The sequence below is a fragment of the Marinilactibacillus sp. XAAS-LB27 genome, from assembly GCF_036039175.1.
GTDB lineage: Bacteria > Bacillota > Bacilli > Lactobacillales > Carnobacteriaceae_A > Marinilactibacillus.
Genome location: NZ_JAYXKP010000004.1, coordinates 131,388 through 145,236, shown reverse-complemented (window position 1 = coordinate 145,236; position 13,849 = coordinate 131,388). Strand labels below are relative to the sequence as shown.

12 protein-coding genes are annotated in these 13,849 nt (G+C 37.3%); 3 read left to right on the top strand and 9 right to left on the bottom strand.

What is annotated here, in order from left to right; all coding sequences use genetic code 11:
* Positions 1–6: 6 nt before the first annotated feature.
* Together VXN63_RS06995 and VXN63_RS06990 are read right to left on the bottom strand one after the other, a co-directional pair.
* Positions 7–1,206, bottom strand: coding sequence for a hypothetical protein (locus VXN63_RS06995; protein WP_327757307.1), 1,200 nt, complete (start codon positions 1,204–1,206; stop codon positions 7–9).
* A gap of 228 nt (positions 1,207–1,434) precedes the next feature.
* Complete coding sequence (locus VXN63_RS06990) at positions 1,435–1,917, bottom strand: GNAT family N-acetyltransferase (RefSeq protein ID WP_327757306.1); 483 nt, start codon at positions 1,915–1,917, stop codon at positions 1,435–1,437.
* A gap of 128 nt (positions 1,918–2,045) precedes the next feature.
* On the opposite strand from VXN63_RS06990, the gene VXN63_RS06985 reads away from it, so the two are divergent.
* Positions 2,046–3,014 (top strand): ABC transporter ATP-binding protein, encoded by a 969-nt coding sequence (locus VXN63_RS06985; protein ID WP_327757305.1) that lies wholly within the window; start codon positions 2,046–2,048, stop codon positions 3,012–3,014.
* A complete protein-coding gene (locus VXN63_RS06980) occupies positions 3,014–4,531 on the top strand; it encodes an ABC transporter permease/substrate-binding protein (protein WP_327757304.1) in 1,518 nt (505 codons plus the stop codon). Before VXN63_RS06985 ends, VXN63_RS06980 begins: the two co-directional genes overlap by 1 nt.
* Positions 4,532–4,593: 62 nt before the next feature.
* Here VXN63_RS06980 and VXN63_RS06975 read toward each other — a convergent pair whose 3' ends face one another.
* The 6 genes from VXN63_RS06975 to VXN63_RS06950 all read right to left on the bottom strand — a co-directional run bounded on the left by VXN63_RS06975 (position 4,594) and on the right by VXN63_RS06950 (position 12,245).
* On the bottom strand, positions 4,594–5,091 hold the full coding sequence (locus VXN63_RS06975) for a GNAT family N-acetyltransferase (RefSeq protein ID WP_327757303.1): 498 nt from the start codon (positions 5,089–5,091) through the stop codon (positions 4,594–4,596).
* A 16-nt stretch (positions 5,092–5,107) separates the two neighbouring features.
* Positions 5,108–6,286: a M20 family metallopeptidase gene (locus tag VXN63_RS06970; protein WP_327757302.1), complete on the bottom strand. Its 1,179-nt coding sequence runs from the start codon at positions 6,284–6,286 to the stop codon at positions 5,108–5,110.
* A gap of 107 nt (positions 6,287–6,393) precedes the next feature.
* Positions 6,394–6,678 carry a hypothetical protein gene (locus VXN63_RS06965; RefSeq protein WP_327757301.1) on the bottom strand — a complete coding sequence of 95 codons (285 nt, stop codon included), beginning with the start codon at positions 6,676–6,678 and terminating at the stop codon, positions 6,394–6,396.
* Positions 6,679–7,057: 379 nt separating this feature from the next.
* On the bottom strand, positions 7,058–7,951 hold the full coding sequence (locus VXN63_RS06960) for a fructose bisphosphate aldolase (protein ID WP_327757300.1): 894 nt from the start codon (positions 7,949–7,951) through the stop codon (positions 7,058–7,060).
* A gap of 101 nt (positions 7,952–8,052) precedes the next feature.
* Positions 8,053–11,112, bottom strand: coding sequence for an SMC family ATPase (locus tag VXN63_RS06955; RefSeq protein WP_327757299.1), 3,060 nt, complete (start codon positions 11,110–11,112; stop codon positions 8,053–8,055).
* On the bottom strand, positions 11,112–12,245 hold the full coding sequence (locus VXN63_RS06950; RefSeq protein WP_327757298.1) for an exonuclease SbcCD subunit D: 1,134 nt from the start codon (positions 12,243–12,245) through the stop codon (positions 11,112–11,114). The genes VXN63_RS06955 and VXN63_RS06950 overlap by 1 nt, the downstream gene beginning before the upstream one ends.
* A 161-nt stretch (positions 12,246–12,406) precedes the next feature.
* Here VXN63_RS06950 and VXN63_RS06945 point away from each other — a divergent pair, with 161 nt between their 5' ends.
* A complete protein-coding gene (locus tag VXN63_RS06945; protein WP_225742994.1) occupies positions 12,407–12,670 on the top strand; it encodes a hypothetical protein in 264 nt (87 codons plus the stop codon).
* A gap of 23 nt (positions 12,671–12,693) precedes the next feature.
* On the opposite strand, the gene VXN63_RS06940 is transcribed toward VXN63_RS06945, so the two are convergent.
* Positions 12,694–13,716, bottom strand: coding sequence for an acyltransferase family protein (locus tag VXN63_RS06940; protein WP_327757297.1), 1,023 nt, complete (start codon positions 13,714–13,716; stop codon positions 12,694–12,696).
* Between the last annotated feature and the right edge of the window lie 133 nt (positions 13,717–13,849).

Here is a 13,849-nt window from a genome sequence, read left to right as displayed (position 1 = left end):
CTCTCCTTATCGTACAAATTTCTGTCTTGTGATGTGTTTGGCAGTTAAATAAACCAGAACTTCCGCTATTAGGATGGTTACGCTTAAAACGAGTATACCTCGCATGTAAAAATCCCCTTCAATCATCGCTTCATTGACTCTTCCCGTGACGATCTTCCCAAAATCTAAATACGTTTGAGGAAACCAGCTAATGTTGATCCCTAACAGCTCAGTTGTTTCTACTCCATAATACAATTGCTGGAATAAAATCATGAAAGCACCACTGATCAAAACAACGACTTCTTGCTTGAATAGGAGACTAAAGATTGTATTCAACTTACTGATCAAGTAAAGAATCAAAAGAAAAAATGGAACGGTCCTAATCAGAAACTGCCCGATAGAAAATAACTCCAGCGGACTAGTATATATACTTCGATTGGTTTGATCAAACTGGAATAGACCTACGGGTAAAGAAAGGGTTCCGAAACCATACAGAAGTCCGTTTATGACAAAAAATATGCTTGCAGAAAATAGATAGAATAACAAAACAAAGGACATTGCAGTTATTGACTGGACAAACAGGTAATCAGCCCACTTCATAGGTACGCCTGCTTTTTGAGTCGTTAACTTACGGTCTTTTACCGTAATATCGCTGATCATAAAAATCGCCCCTAAACATAAAAGAACAGGACCTAGACCGATGAGAAAAAGATGAATTTGCTGAAGACTCGTTCGATCGTGTACGATATGAAAACTCAATGCTTCTACTTCATATATGTATGCCTGATTCTTTAAAGGCTGGAAAACATTCTCAGCTTCTCTACCCATTACTGAAACGTTTAAATCAAGTGATTCCTGAACCATTACACGCTCCGTAATATCTGGTCTGTAGCCGATTTCCAAATATCGCCTTGCATCTCCTTGCTTAAGCGCTGTGAGCAGTTGTCGTTGATTAAGAAATTCTGTACGAGCCGCTTCATAAGCCGAAGTCCCTGTCATAACAGTCGGAACTGTCTGCCCTTTTACTAAAGCATCCTTATAAGTTTGCTCATTTCCAAGCATTTCTCGTTCAAGCTGCTGGACATCCACCTCTTCAAGCCCCGCTGTATTTGGTAAGAGGACTACTGAATACGCTAGCATCACTCCTAGAGTTAAGATCATGAAAAGTCGATTCTTTTTACTACGCCACATATATTTAATTGTTTCAAATACAACTTCTCTGACCATTTAAAAGCTCCTCCAAAATCTAAAAATGAATGAATTATCATATTCTTCTTATCCAATACTTACTAGATAAGTGTACCATAACCTAGATCTAATAAAAGGAACAATTTAGCATAAAATTTTAAGTTAGCGCCTTTTATAAACAGTTATATGCATAAATTCTTTTAATTAATCTATTTTCATTTCACTAATGGATCATAGAGATTTTCTAAGGACCTTAGAATTGTAAGATTATTTAGACAGTTTTTTTAATAACCATGCATCACATGCTCCGTGTTCAGAACCTTCTAATGGTTGACTCAACGAAACAAATCCGTATTTCAAATAAAGTTGATTAGCAGTATCTAGTGACTTGAATGTCTCAATATATAATTCTTCGTAGTCCTGTTTAGCTCTCTCAATAATTTGCTTCATCAGCATATGAGCGTAACCACTCCCTTGTTCTTCGTCAAGAATATATAATTTCTGTAGTTCTCCGATTTTTTCATATTGGCCGAATGGACCAAAACCACCGCCACCAATGATTTTCCCATTTTTTTCTAAAACCCAGTAGTCTGATCTTTTTGCTTTGTATACTTCAGATAAATTGTAGAGATAAGGATCATAATAAGCTGTTCCTGGAATTGCTAGCCCTCTGTTTTCCAAACTACTCTGAACAATTTCACCCATTTTTTGGTCATCTTTTGGCTCAATTTTTCTAATAGTCAAATTCATTTTTCATCTCTCCTTTGCTAAAAATTATAGGGAAGTGTCATCTTGTTCTCAAGACATATTTGTAAGGGTTGAGGAATCGCTTTTGATATACTGAATAATAACAAGAGAAATAATAAAGGAGAAAACAAATGATACGTTTCGAGAAAGTGTATAAACGGTATAACGAAGAAGCAGTTGTATCAGACTTTTCTTTAGAAATTAAAGAAGGTGAGTTTTTCGTACTGATTGGTCCCAGTGGGAGTGGTAAAACAACTACCCTCAAAATGATTAATCAGTTGATTGACCTTTCAGAAGGTTATATTCGAATTGAAGGAAGACCTATAAGCGACTATGACTTACAGGAACTTAGATGGAATATTGGATATGTTCTACAACAAGTAGGGTTATTTCCGAATATGACAATCGAAGAAAATATCCTAGTCGTACCGGAAATGAAAAAGTGGTCCAAAGAAGATATGACGAACCGCGTAACGGAGCTACTAGAGAGCGTTAAAATGGATCCGGACAGCTACAGACATCGTAAAACAACAGAATTATCCGGTGGTGAACAGCAACGGATAGGTGTCGTCAGAGCGTTAGCCGCTGATCCAGATATCATTTTAATGGATGAGCCTTTCAGTGCACTAGATCCCATCACTAGAGATAATTTACAAAAAGATGTGCTGAAATTACAGCAACAACTTAAGAAAACCGTCGTCTTCGTTACGCATGATATGCAAGAAGCCATTACATTAGGAGACCGTATTTGTTTGATGAATAAAGGTAAGATTGAACAAGTCGGAACTCCTGATGAAATTTTGAAACACCCTGCTAATGATTTCGTTCGTCAGTTTATTCAGACCGGTCTTCCAAATTACAAAGAAGAAAAATATGTACAGGACTTAATAGATGCAGGCTTTTGTAGTCAACTTCAAGATTTGCCAGAAAATTCCGTTTCTGCACAAGCAACAGTTGAAGAACTGACCATACTTCTTTCAAATCATGAGGCAGTTTCTGTTCACCGTGAAAATGAAACAGCTGTTTACGCTATATCCAAATCGAACCTGATCAGCTTTCTTGCAGGAGAAGCGTCTGCATCAAAGGAGGCTAACCGTTAATGAATCTTATAGAAACATTCCAGCAACGTAGTGGTGATTTTTGGACAGCCCTACTCGAACATATGCAATTATCTTTCATCTCCTTACTCATTGCTGTTTTAATTGCGGTTCCCTTAGGCATCATCCTAACTGAACATAAACGGATCGCAGAACCAATTATTCAAGTTACTGCGATTTTCCAGACAGTTCCTTCTTTGGCGCTTTTAGGTCTATTGATTCCGTTGATTGGAATTGGCACTTTGCCAGCCGTAATTGCACTCGTTGTCTATGCTTTACTCCCTATCCTTAGAAACACGTACACTGGACTAGCAGAAATCGATCCTGCAATAGATGAAGCAGCCGACGCCATGGGGATGAGTCGTTTTAGAAAACTCATTCAAGTACAAATCCCTATTGCTCTCCCGGTTATCATGGCCGGAATCAGAACAGGTATGGTCTTGATTATAGGGACAGCCACAGTCGCTGCCTTAATTGGTGCTGGTGGTCTTGGTAGTTTGATTCTTCTCGGAATCAACCGAGGGAACAACGCTTTGATCTTACTCGGTGCTATACCAGCTGCTTTATTAGCGATCTTTTTCGACTGGTTACTGAGCTACCTTCAAAAAACTTCCGTCAAAAAGACAGCCATCATATTAGGGTCTGGTCTTGCCTTGATCATAGGTATCATCTTTGTGCCAACCCTTATCAACGAAGAAGATGATTTAATCATTGCCGGTAAACTAAATACAGAACCAGAAATTTTAATGAACTTATATAAATTACTGATTGAAGATCAGTCAGATCTCACTGCTAGGGTTGAACCAAACTTTGGGGAAACGTCTTTCGTATTCAGCGCTTTACAATCAAATGATATCGATATCTATCCGGAATTTACTGGGACTGTTATGGCTACTTTCTTCGATGATGTCCCTGAGCCAGGTGCTTCCGCAGAATCGGTTTATATGGACGCTGCTGAACAATTGAATCAAGAATATGACTTGGCTTTTCTTGAACCAATGGCCTACAATAACACCTATACATTAGCTGTTCCTAGGGCATTCGCAGAAGAAAACAACCTAGAAACGATTGCAGATCTTGCTTCCGTTGCTGATCAAGTCAATGCTGGATTCACACTAGAATTCAATGATCGTGAAGATGGTTATCCAGGTATCCAAGAAATGTATGGTATCTCTTTTGGAAACGTCCAGACGATGGAACCACAGCTTAGATATACTGCTGTTGAACGTGGCGATATTAATTTACTTGACGCTTATAGTACAGATAGCCAGATCGAAGAATATGATCTTGTTGTACTAGAAGACAATGAAGAATTATTCCCACCGTATCAAGGTGCTCCACTACTGAAAAATGAACTTCTAGAAGAATATCCGGAACTAGAAGATATATTAAATACATTAGGTGGTCAAATCACTGACGATCAAATGCGTTCTATGAACTATCAAGTTGATTATGATGGTCGTGTCGCTGAGGATGTGGCTAGAGAATTCTTAGTTGAAGAAGGCTTGATATCTGAATAACATCATTGAGAAAGACCCTTTTACTGAATCAGTTTATAAACTGACTAGTAAAAGGGTCTTTTTTAGATAGTTATCCAGTAACGACCAAATGTTTTTCCGGATTCTTCTATACCAGATGATGCTCGTTTACCATAGTGATTTAGTATTACCTGAACACTACCAACATTGTCATCGTTAGCTGTCAATAAAATTCGTTCTATACCCCGCTCTTTGAATAGCGGCAATACTTTTCCCAGCATCAATTGAGCTAGACCTTTTCTTCTATGTTCCGGAGATATACCGTAGCCAATATGTCCACCAATGTATTTCAACTGGTCGTTTAATTGATAGCGGCAATTAATGGCACCGGCTATCTCATTTTCTTCAAGGAAAAGAAAATAGGTTTCAGAAGGCACCCATTGATCCATACCCTCTTCAGCTTTAATCAACTGCTGTAAAAAGTCTCGGTAAGGATTTTTATTAAAATTAGAAGATGTTGGGACAATCTTTTCACTTTTCCAAGACTTAACGTACTCTCGATAGGATACTTCATCTGTGATTAATAGCTTCCTCAATTGCAAGACATTGATACTCCCTTCATATTTTAGTACTAAATTCTTCTTTTACATTAGCTAATAGTTGTTTGTCCATTATCAAATCAAGAGCTGTCTGAGTAAAAGCCGCAATCGTTTTTTCCATACCTTCATAAGCCGGTTCTGTCTTCGTGTACTCTCTGAACTCGACTGTATGCGCAGTCACGCTATTCCCGTTACTGATCTCAAAATATGGATTGATAGCTGGAACGACTTGACTCACGTTCCCCATATCCATGGAACCCATAGAATCTTTTTCTTCTGTATCCATCTCAATGCCTAGTTCTTTCATATTATCATTGTACTTTTCAGAAAGCGTTTTGTTTGTAATTAGATTCTGATAGCTTGCTTCATAATGATCCCACTCCATCTTACAACCCGCTGCTAGTGCTCCTGCTTCAGCACATTGAATCACCTTTTGTTTGAGTTCATTCAAATACGGCATATCCATCGCACGCACATAAAACTCTGCTCGTGTGAAGTCTGGAATAATATTCGCTGCTTCCCCACCTTGTTTAATGACGCCATGAACACGTGCTGAAGGGTGAAGTTGCTGTCTAAGCGCATTGATGTTATTAAATGTATTCAAGCAAGCATCCAATGCATTCTTCCCTTCAAAAGGAGAAGCTGCAGCATGGGCGGTCTTACCGTGGAAACGGAATTCAATCGCCTCCATCGCCATAGATGTTCCACTTGCATAGTACCCATCAGATGGGTGTGTGCAGAAAGCGACATCAATATCGTTAAATGTTCCTGATTCTGCCATCGTCACTTTATCACCATTCGTTTCTTCTGCTGGCGTGCCTAGCACAATCACTGTTCCCCCAACTTCATCGACCAACTTAGACAACACAATACCCGCTCCTGTATCCGTAGCCCCTAACAGATTATGACCACATCCATGGCCAATTCCAGGTAATGCATCATATTCAGATAAGTAAGCAATTGTCGGCCCCTCTTTCTTGCCTTTATACACTGCTTTGAATGCAGTGTCGATACCAAGATATGGATATTCCACTTCAAATCCATGCTTTTCAAGTAACTCCACATGCGCTTTTGAAGAAAGGAACTCTTCGTGTCCTAGTTCTGGATGGTCATAAATATATTCGCTTAGTTCCCTTAATTCCGGACTTACGGATTGAATTAATTCTTGAATAATTTCGGTATGCTGATTCACTGACATAGGATTCTCCCACTTTTAAGTTTTATTGATTAGTTTAATCTTGTTCTACTTAAAAGTCAATTCGATTTGTATAAATATTCAAAATTTATACAAATGAAATTTGGTTTTCAGGTGATTCCGTATAACATAATTGACCTAATAATATCTAATGCATTAACACAAACAATACCTAATAAAGCCCAATCAATCTTCTTCTCTCGCTCTGTCCTATCGTCACCACGTGGTCTTTTATATTGTATTTCATCGTAAATCAGTGTACTTAACCATCCAAACCCAGCAACAATACTAAAGAGAGTAGCCTCTCTTATTCTTGCATCTATCAAGAAACTATACACCATTAAATTAATGATTATTACTACAAATATAAACTTAAAAATATATCTTTTCTTCAACTATAATCTCACCTTCCAGTCTTATTAGCTTTAACTATTTAACCTTGTTAATTTCTACTTACTCTTTTTTCAGCAAATGATAGAAATTGAATAAAAACCAGATGAGATGAATGCCGAGTAAAAAAACAGGCTGCCATGGCCAATTGTTAAAGAACTCTAGTCTGAGCTTATACTGCTCGTAACTTAAATATGCTACATAAAGGTTCCCCATCATTAAAAAAATGACAAAAAGCTTTTTCCTACCTACTTCTTCTCTTCTCAGTATACTCACTCCCACTTTTATGATGTTATCCGATTTCATCTTATGTATAGACTACTATAACAGCACAAAAAAAGGGAGCAACGATTCGTTGCCCCCTTTGCTCTTTGTACTCTTTTTCTATTCTGGTGATACAGATGCTTCGTAAATTGAGCTAATTGCATCCGATAGATGTTGATCAAATTCTTCTATTGTCTGATCAGCATTCAAGTCTTCAGATAAGGCTCTAGAGAAGCTCGCAATCAAACCTTTATTTTGAGAAAGTTTTTCGTTGGCTTCTTCTCTGCTGTAGCCGCCTGATAGTGCGACGACACGTACAACGTTTGGATGTTCCGTGAATTCAACGTACGTATCCACTTTATTTGGAATCGTCAATTTAAGCATCACTTTTGTTTGTTCATCTAGCTGATCTAGATGTGCTTTAATTTCTACTTTTAGCATTTCTTCAGCTTTTTCTTTGTCTTTACTGTAGACATCTACTTCAGGTTCAATGATTGGAACGAGTCCTGCTTCAAAAATCTGTTGCGCCACTTCAAATTGTTGGTCTACAACTTTTTTAATCCCAGACTCGTTGGCTTCTTTGATAACTGAACGCATTTTAGTACCAAAGACATTGTGGTCCACAGCTCTTTTGAGTAACTGTTCTAAATCAGGCATTGGCTTCATAATTTGAACACCATCAACCTCTTCTGCCAAACCTTTATCGACTTTAAGGAAGGGCACTACACCTTTTTCTTCCCATAAATAATCTGCCGTATATTTATCATCAATCATGCGGTCCATCGTATTTTCAAACAGAATTGCACCTAGAATGTGGTCGGAAGTAAATGAGGGACTCTTGATCACACGCGTTCTCATTTCATGAACAACCGTAAACATCTCGTCGTCTGTGGAATAAGCTGTCTCTGGTACACCATAGGCTTCAAGTGCTTTAGGTGTACTACCACCACTTTGATCCAATGCAGCAATAAATCCTTTTCCAGATTTCATTCGTTCTAATTGTTCTTTATTCAATTAAATCCTTCCTTTCATCTAATAACTTCTATTTTCTACACGTTAATTATAACGCTCATTTATCAGATTTTTAAAGGAAAGACACTTATCCTAGAGAAGTGTTAATTTTTTATGTGTGCTGTACTTCCTGTAGCCGTTTTCTCAACAACAATATGCGCTGGAATCCTCGTTTTCAGCTCATCCACATGAGATATGATTCCAATCAACCGACCTTTTTGGTGTAGATCCAGTAAGGTTTGAACAGCCATATCTAGTGAATCTGAATCGAGCGTTCCGAACCCTTCATCAACAAACAACGTATCCACACTGACTCCGCCATTTTGATTTTGTATGACGTCACTAAGACCTAGTGCTAAGGCTAGAGACGCCTTAAAGGTTTCGCCTCCAGATAAGGTATGCACGCTTCTGGTCTTGCCCGTATAGTGATCAAACACTTCCATATCCAGTCCTTGTTTTCCAGAACCCTTTCCTTTTTCCGTTTGTCTTTGAAGTTCATATCTGTGATTGGTCATCTGACTGAACCGTTGATTGGCTGCCATTAAAATTTCTTCAAAATAGATACCTAAAACATATCGTTCAAATGAAATATAATCGGTTTGTTTTGAACCATTCGCCATATCAGACAACAATCCATACAACTGATAAGCTTTCTCTACTTCACTACTCTGCTTGTGATAACCTTTGATTGTTTCTTCAGCGCGTTGATTTTGCGAAGTGTTTGTTAATAGTGTATCTCTTTTTTGTTCCGATTCCTGAATTCTGTTTTTAATTTCAACTATTGCTTCTTCATACACTATTTTTTCTTCTAGAGACTCCAGTTGGTTTAAGTGCTCATCCAGTTGATTGATTCGGTCTTGATTGACCAGTACCGATTGCTTATAGGTTTCTACTTCTTCAGACCACGATACTTGTTGAGCTTTTTCTAAAACATAGTCAACAAACTGGTCGCCTAAACGACTGGTCTCTTTTATTTGCTCAAAATCTTTTTCAAGCTGTTCTTTGCGTAAAACAGTTTCTTTCAATTGAGATTCTGTTAGTTCAATCGCTGTTTTCGTTGAAGCTAGCTCACTTCTCAATACATGCGTTTGATTTTGAAGCTGTTCATATTCTGTTTCTATTTTTTCAATTAACTGTTCTTTTTCTTTAACTGTTTGCTGTATTTCTTCTTTGCTTTCGCTAGATACCTTTTCTTTTAACCTTTCTTTCTCTTCTGTGATTTCCTGAAGTCGAGTCTTAGTGAATTCGATTGTCGACTGGCATTGTTGTTGTTCTGTCTGAAGTGACTGAGCTTGCTTACGTAACGCTTCTAGCTGTTCTTTCAATTCTGCTTCTTCGCTAACTTGTTGCTCTGCAGTTTCGAGTTCTTTTGCGAATCCATTGAATGTTTCCTTTATATTTTGTTCGTCTACTTTCGCTTTTTCGTATTCAGTCTTCGCTTGCGACTGTTCAATCTCTAGCTGTTCACAGCGACTAGTGACATCTGCTCGAATATTATCTAATTTAGTCTCTATTTGCACAAAAATTGTATTCGCTTGTTTTTCTTCTAATTCTAATGCTTCTACTTGTTCTTTTGTTGAAGTGCGTGCACTTGTTGTTGCCTTATTTGGGTGGTGAACCGATCCGCATACTGGACAGTTTTCTCCTTCAACCAAGCCTTCTGCAAGTGTACTGGCTAAATTCGTATAATAATCAGCTTTTCCTTTAACTAGTTTGAGATAGACCTCTTCCTTTTTCTCTTTAGCTGCTTCGCACTGAACGACGGCTTCCTGTTCTTTTTGTTGAAGCGCACAAACTTGCTCGAGTTGTTCTTTGCGATGACTCAGTTTAGTTAAAGTTTCTTTGGAAACGACCATAGCTTCTTTTAATTCATCGATTTTAGTACGTAGTTGTTCGATTGAGTCTAACGTCGCTTCACTTTTTCCAATACTCTTCGCTACTTGTGTGGATTGCTTTTCCAACGCTTCGATTGTCTGCTGATTTTCATCAATTATCTTATTTTGTTGTTTGATTGATTGATCTTTCTCTTCAATTTGATCAATAATCGTTAATGCTTCGTTCAGTTTTGAAATGGCTTCTCGGATACTTTTTAGGTTATCGAAATCCCCTTTAGCTGCTTCTAGTTTCACTGACTGTTCTGCTTCTTGCTTTTTCAGTGTTCCTTTTTGCTCTTTTAACTCAGCGAGTCTCATTTTTTGTTTCTTGAGTTGCGTTAAACTTTCTTCTAGCGTTGCTTTAGCATTTACTACTTTCACAGCTTCTGTATGTTGCTTTAAAGCAACTTCTTTTTGCTCTATATTTTGTCGTTTTGAATCCAGAATCGTTTGCTCTGCTAGATTCTTTTCTTTCTGTTCTAACCAACTTAGAATCTGTTCCTGATCTTTAAACGCTTGTTGGAGCGTACCAATGGTTTCTTTTACCGAATTCAATTCAGCTGATTCTTCTACAATCGTCTTTCTTAATATCTCTAGAATTCTTTTAATATCAAACTGCTCGATTGCTTTTGTCCACGTTTCATTCTCTTCTATTTCAATTGTTGAAATAGCTTGTTTCATTGCTTGCTCGTTATTTTTATACTGATCTGCTAGAACTTTCGCTTTCGCTTTTAGCTGGTCTTGAAATTGTTCGATTTGTTTTGTCTGAAAGATATTCCGAAAAATTTTCTCTTTGTCTCCACTATCTGATTCCAGCATCTTTTTAAACGACCCTTGCGGAAGCATGACGATTTGTCTGAACTGATCGTACGTTAAGCCAATGATTTGTTGAATTTCGTCGTTGGCTTCTTTTACTTTAGTCGTTACTTGATTCCCTTTATGAAAGGTCACGTTAGATTGAATTTGTTTTGTTTTCGACCTCGTTCCAGGACCAATTTGAGTGGGTTCACGGCGAATAAAATATCGATTTTCGCCCAGTTCAAATTCTAGTTCCACGTAACTTAGATCCGTATCTTTAGCGAATTGCGATTTGAACGTATCTTTTTGTCTCGAGTCTCCACTAGCTTGATCAAATAACGCATAAGCAATTGCGTCAAATATGGTTGTTTTACCAGCCCCAGTTGGTCCGCTAACTAGGAACAGGGATGACTGGGATAGCTGTGTGAAATCAATTTCCACCTTCCCTTTGTAGGGACCAAAAGCATTCATGACTAAATTTAACGGGCGCATCAGACTTCTCCTTTTTGTACATCGTTCATAATCTGTTCTACTGCTGATTTTTGTTTAGTATCTAGTGTTTCTTGATTATACGTAGTATAAAAATCTTCGAATAATTCAACCATCGTTTTTTTCTGCAAGGTTTGTTGGGTCTGTTTTGCTGCATCTACATCTGAACGTTCTCGACCAATATATTCCAGCCCCATCGCAAAAGGATACCGTCTTCTTAACTGATTCATTGCATCCATGACATAATCTTTGTCTTCCAACTCAAAAAAAACATAGTCCTTTGATTCACTTTCCATTAGCGTATCAAAAAACCCTCTAATCACTTTCATGTCTCTGAGTGGTTCAATTTCAACTGGTTCAATATCTAATCGATCTTTCTCTATTTCTACAATCCAACTTTTCTTTTTATGCGGGACTTCAGATTTCGAATATTTTAATGGAGAACCGCTATATCTGACTTTATCCCATTTCACTTTCTGAGCTTTATGCAAATGACCCAGCGCTACATAATCAAAATCTTCAAAAATACTGGCTTCTACAAATTCAGCAGTTCCAATACTGAGCGGTCTTTCAGATTCTGAATCTTCAACAGAATCTTTTGTCTGATTCACGATATACCCATGAGCAATTAAGATATTGACTTCATCCAAGTTCATCTCTGCTTTGATCGATTCCACTTGCACTTTTGTAGCATCCTCAAGATCTTTGATGTCTTCTCTTTCTAGTAATTGCCTAATTGTTACGTGATCCGCAAATGGCAATAAATAGAAGTTCATTCCATCAATGGTTACTTTTCTAGTAGTCTTCTTCAGTGTTCCTTCTATAAAAAGGGCACTCGTTTCAAGCAATTCTGCACCGTACTCTAAACGCTCGTTGCTATCATGATTCCCTGCAATCGCTAGAACAGGGATTTTTACTTCTTTAATCAATCGAGTGATGATTCTATTGGCTAATGTAACGGCTTCTTTTGGTGGAATTGCTCGGTCGTACAGGTCTCCTGCCATAATGAGTACGTCAACGTTCAATTGTTTCACTTTATCCACTAATTGATTTAGATAGTGTTCTTGATCTTCTAACATCGAAAATTCATTCACGATTTTCCCGATATGCCAGTCAGCTGTATGTAAAATTCTCATGTAACCTTCTCCATTCTCTGTTTGGTCCTCGCCTTTATTTTAACAAAAACCCTTTTCTATAGAAACATATATTTGGTTTACAGTAATTTAACTGTATTTACATATTGAACCTGTTATAATAGGTTTACCGCTTACATCATTTAAAGGAAGGTGTCTTTATTATGTCATTAATCAAAAATATACGTATACCAGAATCTGAAAAAGGCTACGGTACCTTTCAGATTGATGCAATGGGCGATCTGTTTTTTAAGTATGAAATTACATTAACTGGCCGCCCCAAACTATTACCTGAGCTCCTAATGGATGACTCTGTATACTTGAATCAGCAAAGTATTCGTTTAAATCCAGACTCTAATCTATTTAAGACGGCCGAACGTAATCTTACACACTATTTTGAAGAAAACGAAGAAACGCTACGGGAGTAGTTGATATCCCGTAGCGTTTTTATTTACTCTATTTCTATTTGTGATTTCTTTACAAATAATCCATTTGACAACAAGCGCATTCGTTCCAATAAATTTAATTTAATCAGTACAAGTGAAGTGAGATGGGTAGCTACTAATGCACTCAAAAAAACGACCCAACCTGGGTGAACCCCGATCCTTACACTTAACTCTTTTGAGAAGAGGTTTGCAATCTCTATAAAAATAGGATGAATAAAGAAATAATAGATACTGAGTTGTTTAAGTATATGTAAATTCCTATGCATCCATATGGATGTATTTTTTGCCCAGATAAATAGAAACAATGTTACTGGTATAAAAGATAGCATAAAGTTTTTGTCTATCCCTTGATTAAAGTAAACGAAACTCCCTTCCAAGCAAAGCAACATTATGGATAAACCCAATCTTCTCTTATAAAAACCCTCTGAGAAAATGCCTTTTTGTTCTTCACTTGCAATCATGTATCCTACGCAAACAAAGATTGGAACATAAAATAAGCCATTACGACTCGTTAAAAAGATTGTTCGATAGAGTTGATATCCTTCGAGTAAGATGGTATTTTGCAGATACCCAGAATACGTTTCAATCGAACCAATTATGTATAAAGCTAACGAAATCGTTAAAACGATTCGCATATTGAAGTACTGATTCAGCTTATTAACTAAAAATATTCCAAACAAGCATGCAGGGATGTACCACAAGTGATACCAGACTCCAGAGTAGCTAACCCCTACAATAATTGCTAGCGACGCCGCAATCGCTGGCAAATCCAACTCCATAAAGTAACTATACCCTAAAGGTAAGTACAAGAAACTCCAACAGATGTACTGCACGATTGATCTCTTGAAATATCCCTCTTTTTGAGTATTCCGCTTATAAAAATACGCTGAACAAATTAGAAAGAAAGGAACAGCCAACCGACTAAAGATACTTTTCTGAGTGAAATGAAAAGCATCATTATAAAAGATTCTATCAGAATGTAATAAAATAACTAAAACAGAAAAAATAAATTGCAACACACTAATCATTGCAAAATTTACCGGGCGTTTGTTTTCGATAAAAAATGCCTCCTTTTAAATGAGTACCCACGTTTATTTATACATAAACTATAGTATAAAATTAGCGAGTTCACAATCCTATTATTGTCTATAGTCATAATAA

Coding starts and splice junctions, on each gene's coding strand:
- VXN63_RS06995 (WP_327757307.1), bottom strand. CDS start 1,206: ATGGTCAGAGAAGTTGTATTTGAAACAATTAAATATATGTGGCGTAGT.
- VXN63_RS06990 (WP_327757306.1), bottom strand. CDS start 1,917: ATGAATTTGACTATTAGAAAAATTGAGCCAAAAGATGACCAAAAAATG.
- VXN63_RS06985 (WP_327757305.1), top strand. CDS start 2,046: ATGATACGTTTCGAGAAAGTGTATAAACGGTATAACGAAGAAGCAGTT.
- VXN63_RS06980 (WP_327757304.1), top strand. CDS start 3,014: ATGAATCTTATAGAAACATTCCAGCAACGTAGTGGTGATTTTTGGACA.
- VXN63_RS06970 (WP_327757302.1), bottom strand. CDS start 6,286: ATGTCAGTGAATCAGCATACCGAAATTATTCAAGAATTAATTCAATCC.
- VXN63_RS06955 (WP_327757299.1), bottom strand. CDS start 11,112: ATGCGCCCGTTAAATTTAGTCATGAATGCTTTTGGTCCCTACAAAGGG.
- VXN63_RS06950 (WP_327757298.1), bottom strand. CDS start 12,245: ATGAGAATTTTACATACAGCTGACTGGCATATCGGGAAAATCGTGAAT.
- VXN63_RS06945 (WP_225742994.1), top strand. CDS start 12,407: ATGTCATTAATCAAAAATATACGTATACCAGAATCTGAAAAAGGCTAC.
- VXN63_RS06940 (WP_327757297.1), bottom strand. CDS start 13,716: ATGATTAGTGTGTTGCAATTTATTTTTTCTGTTTTAGTTATTTTATTA.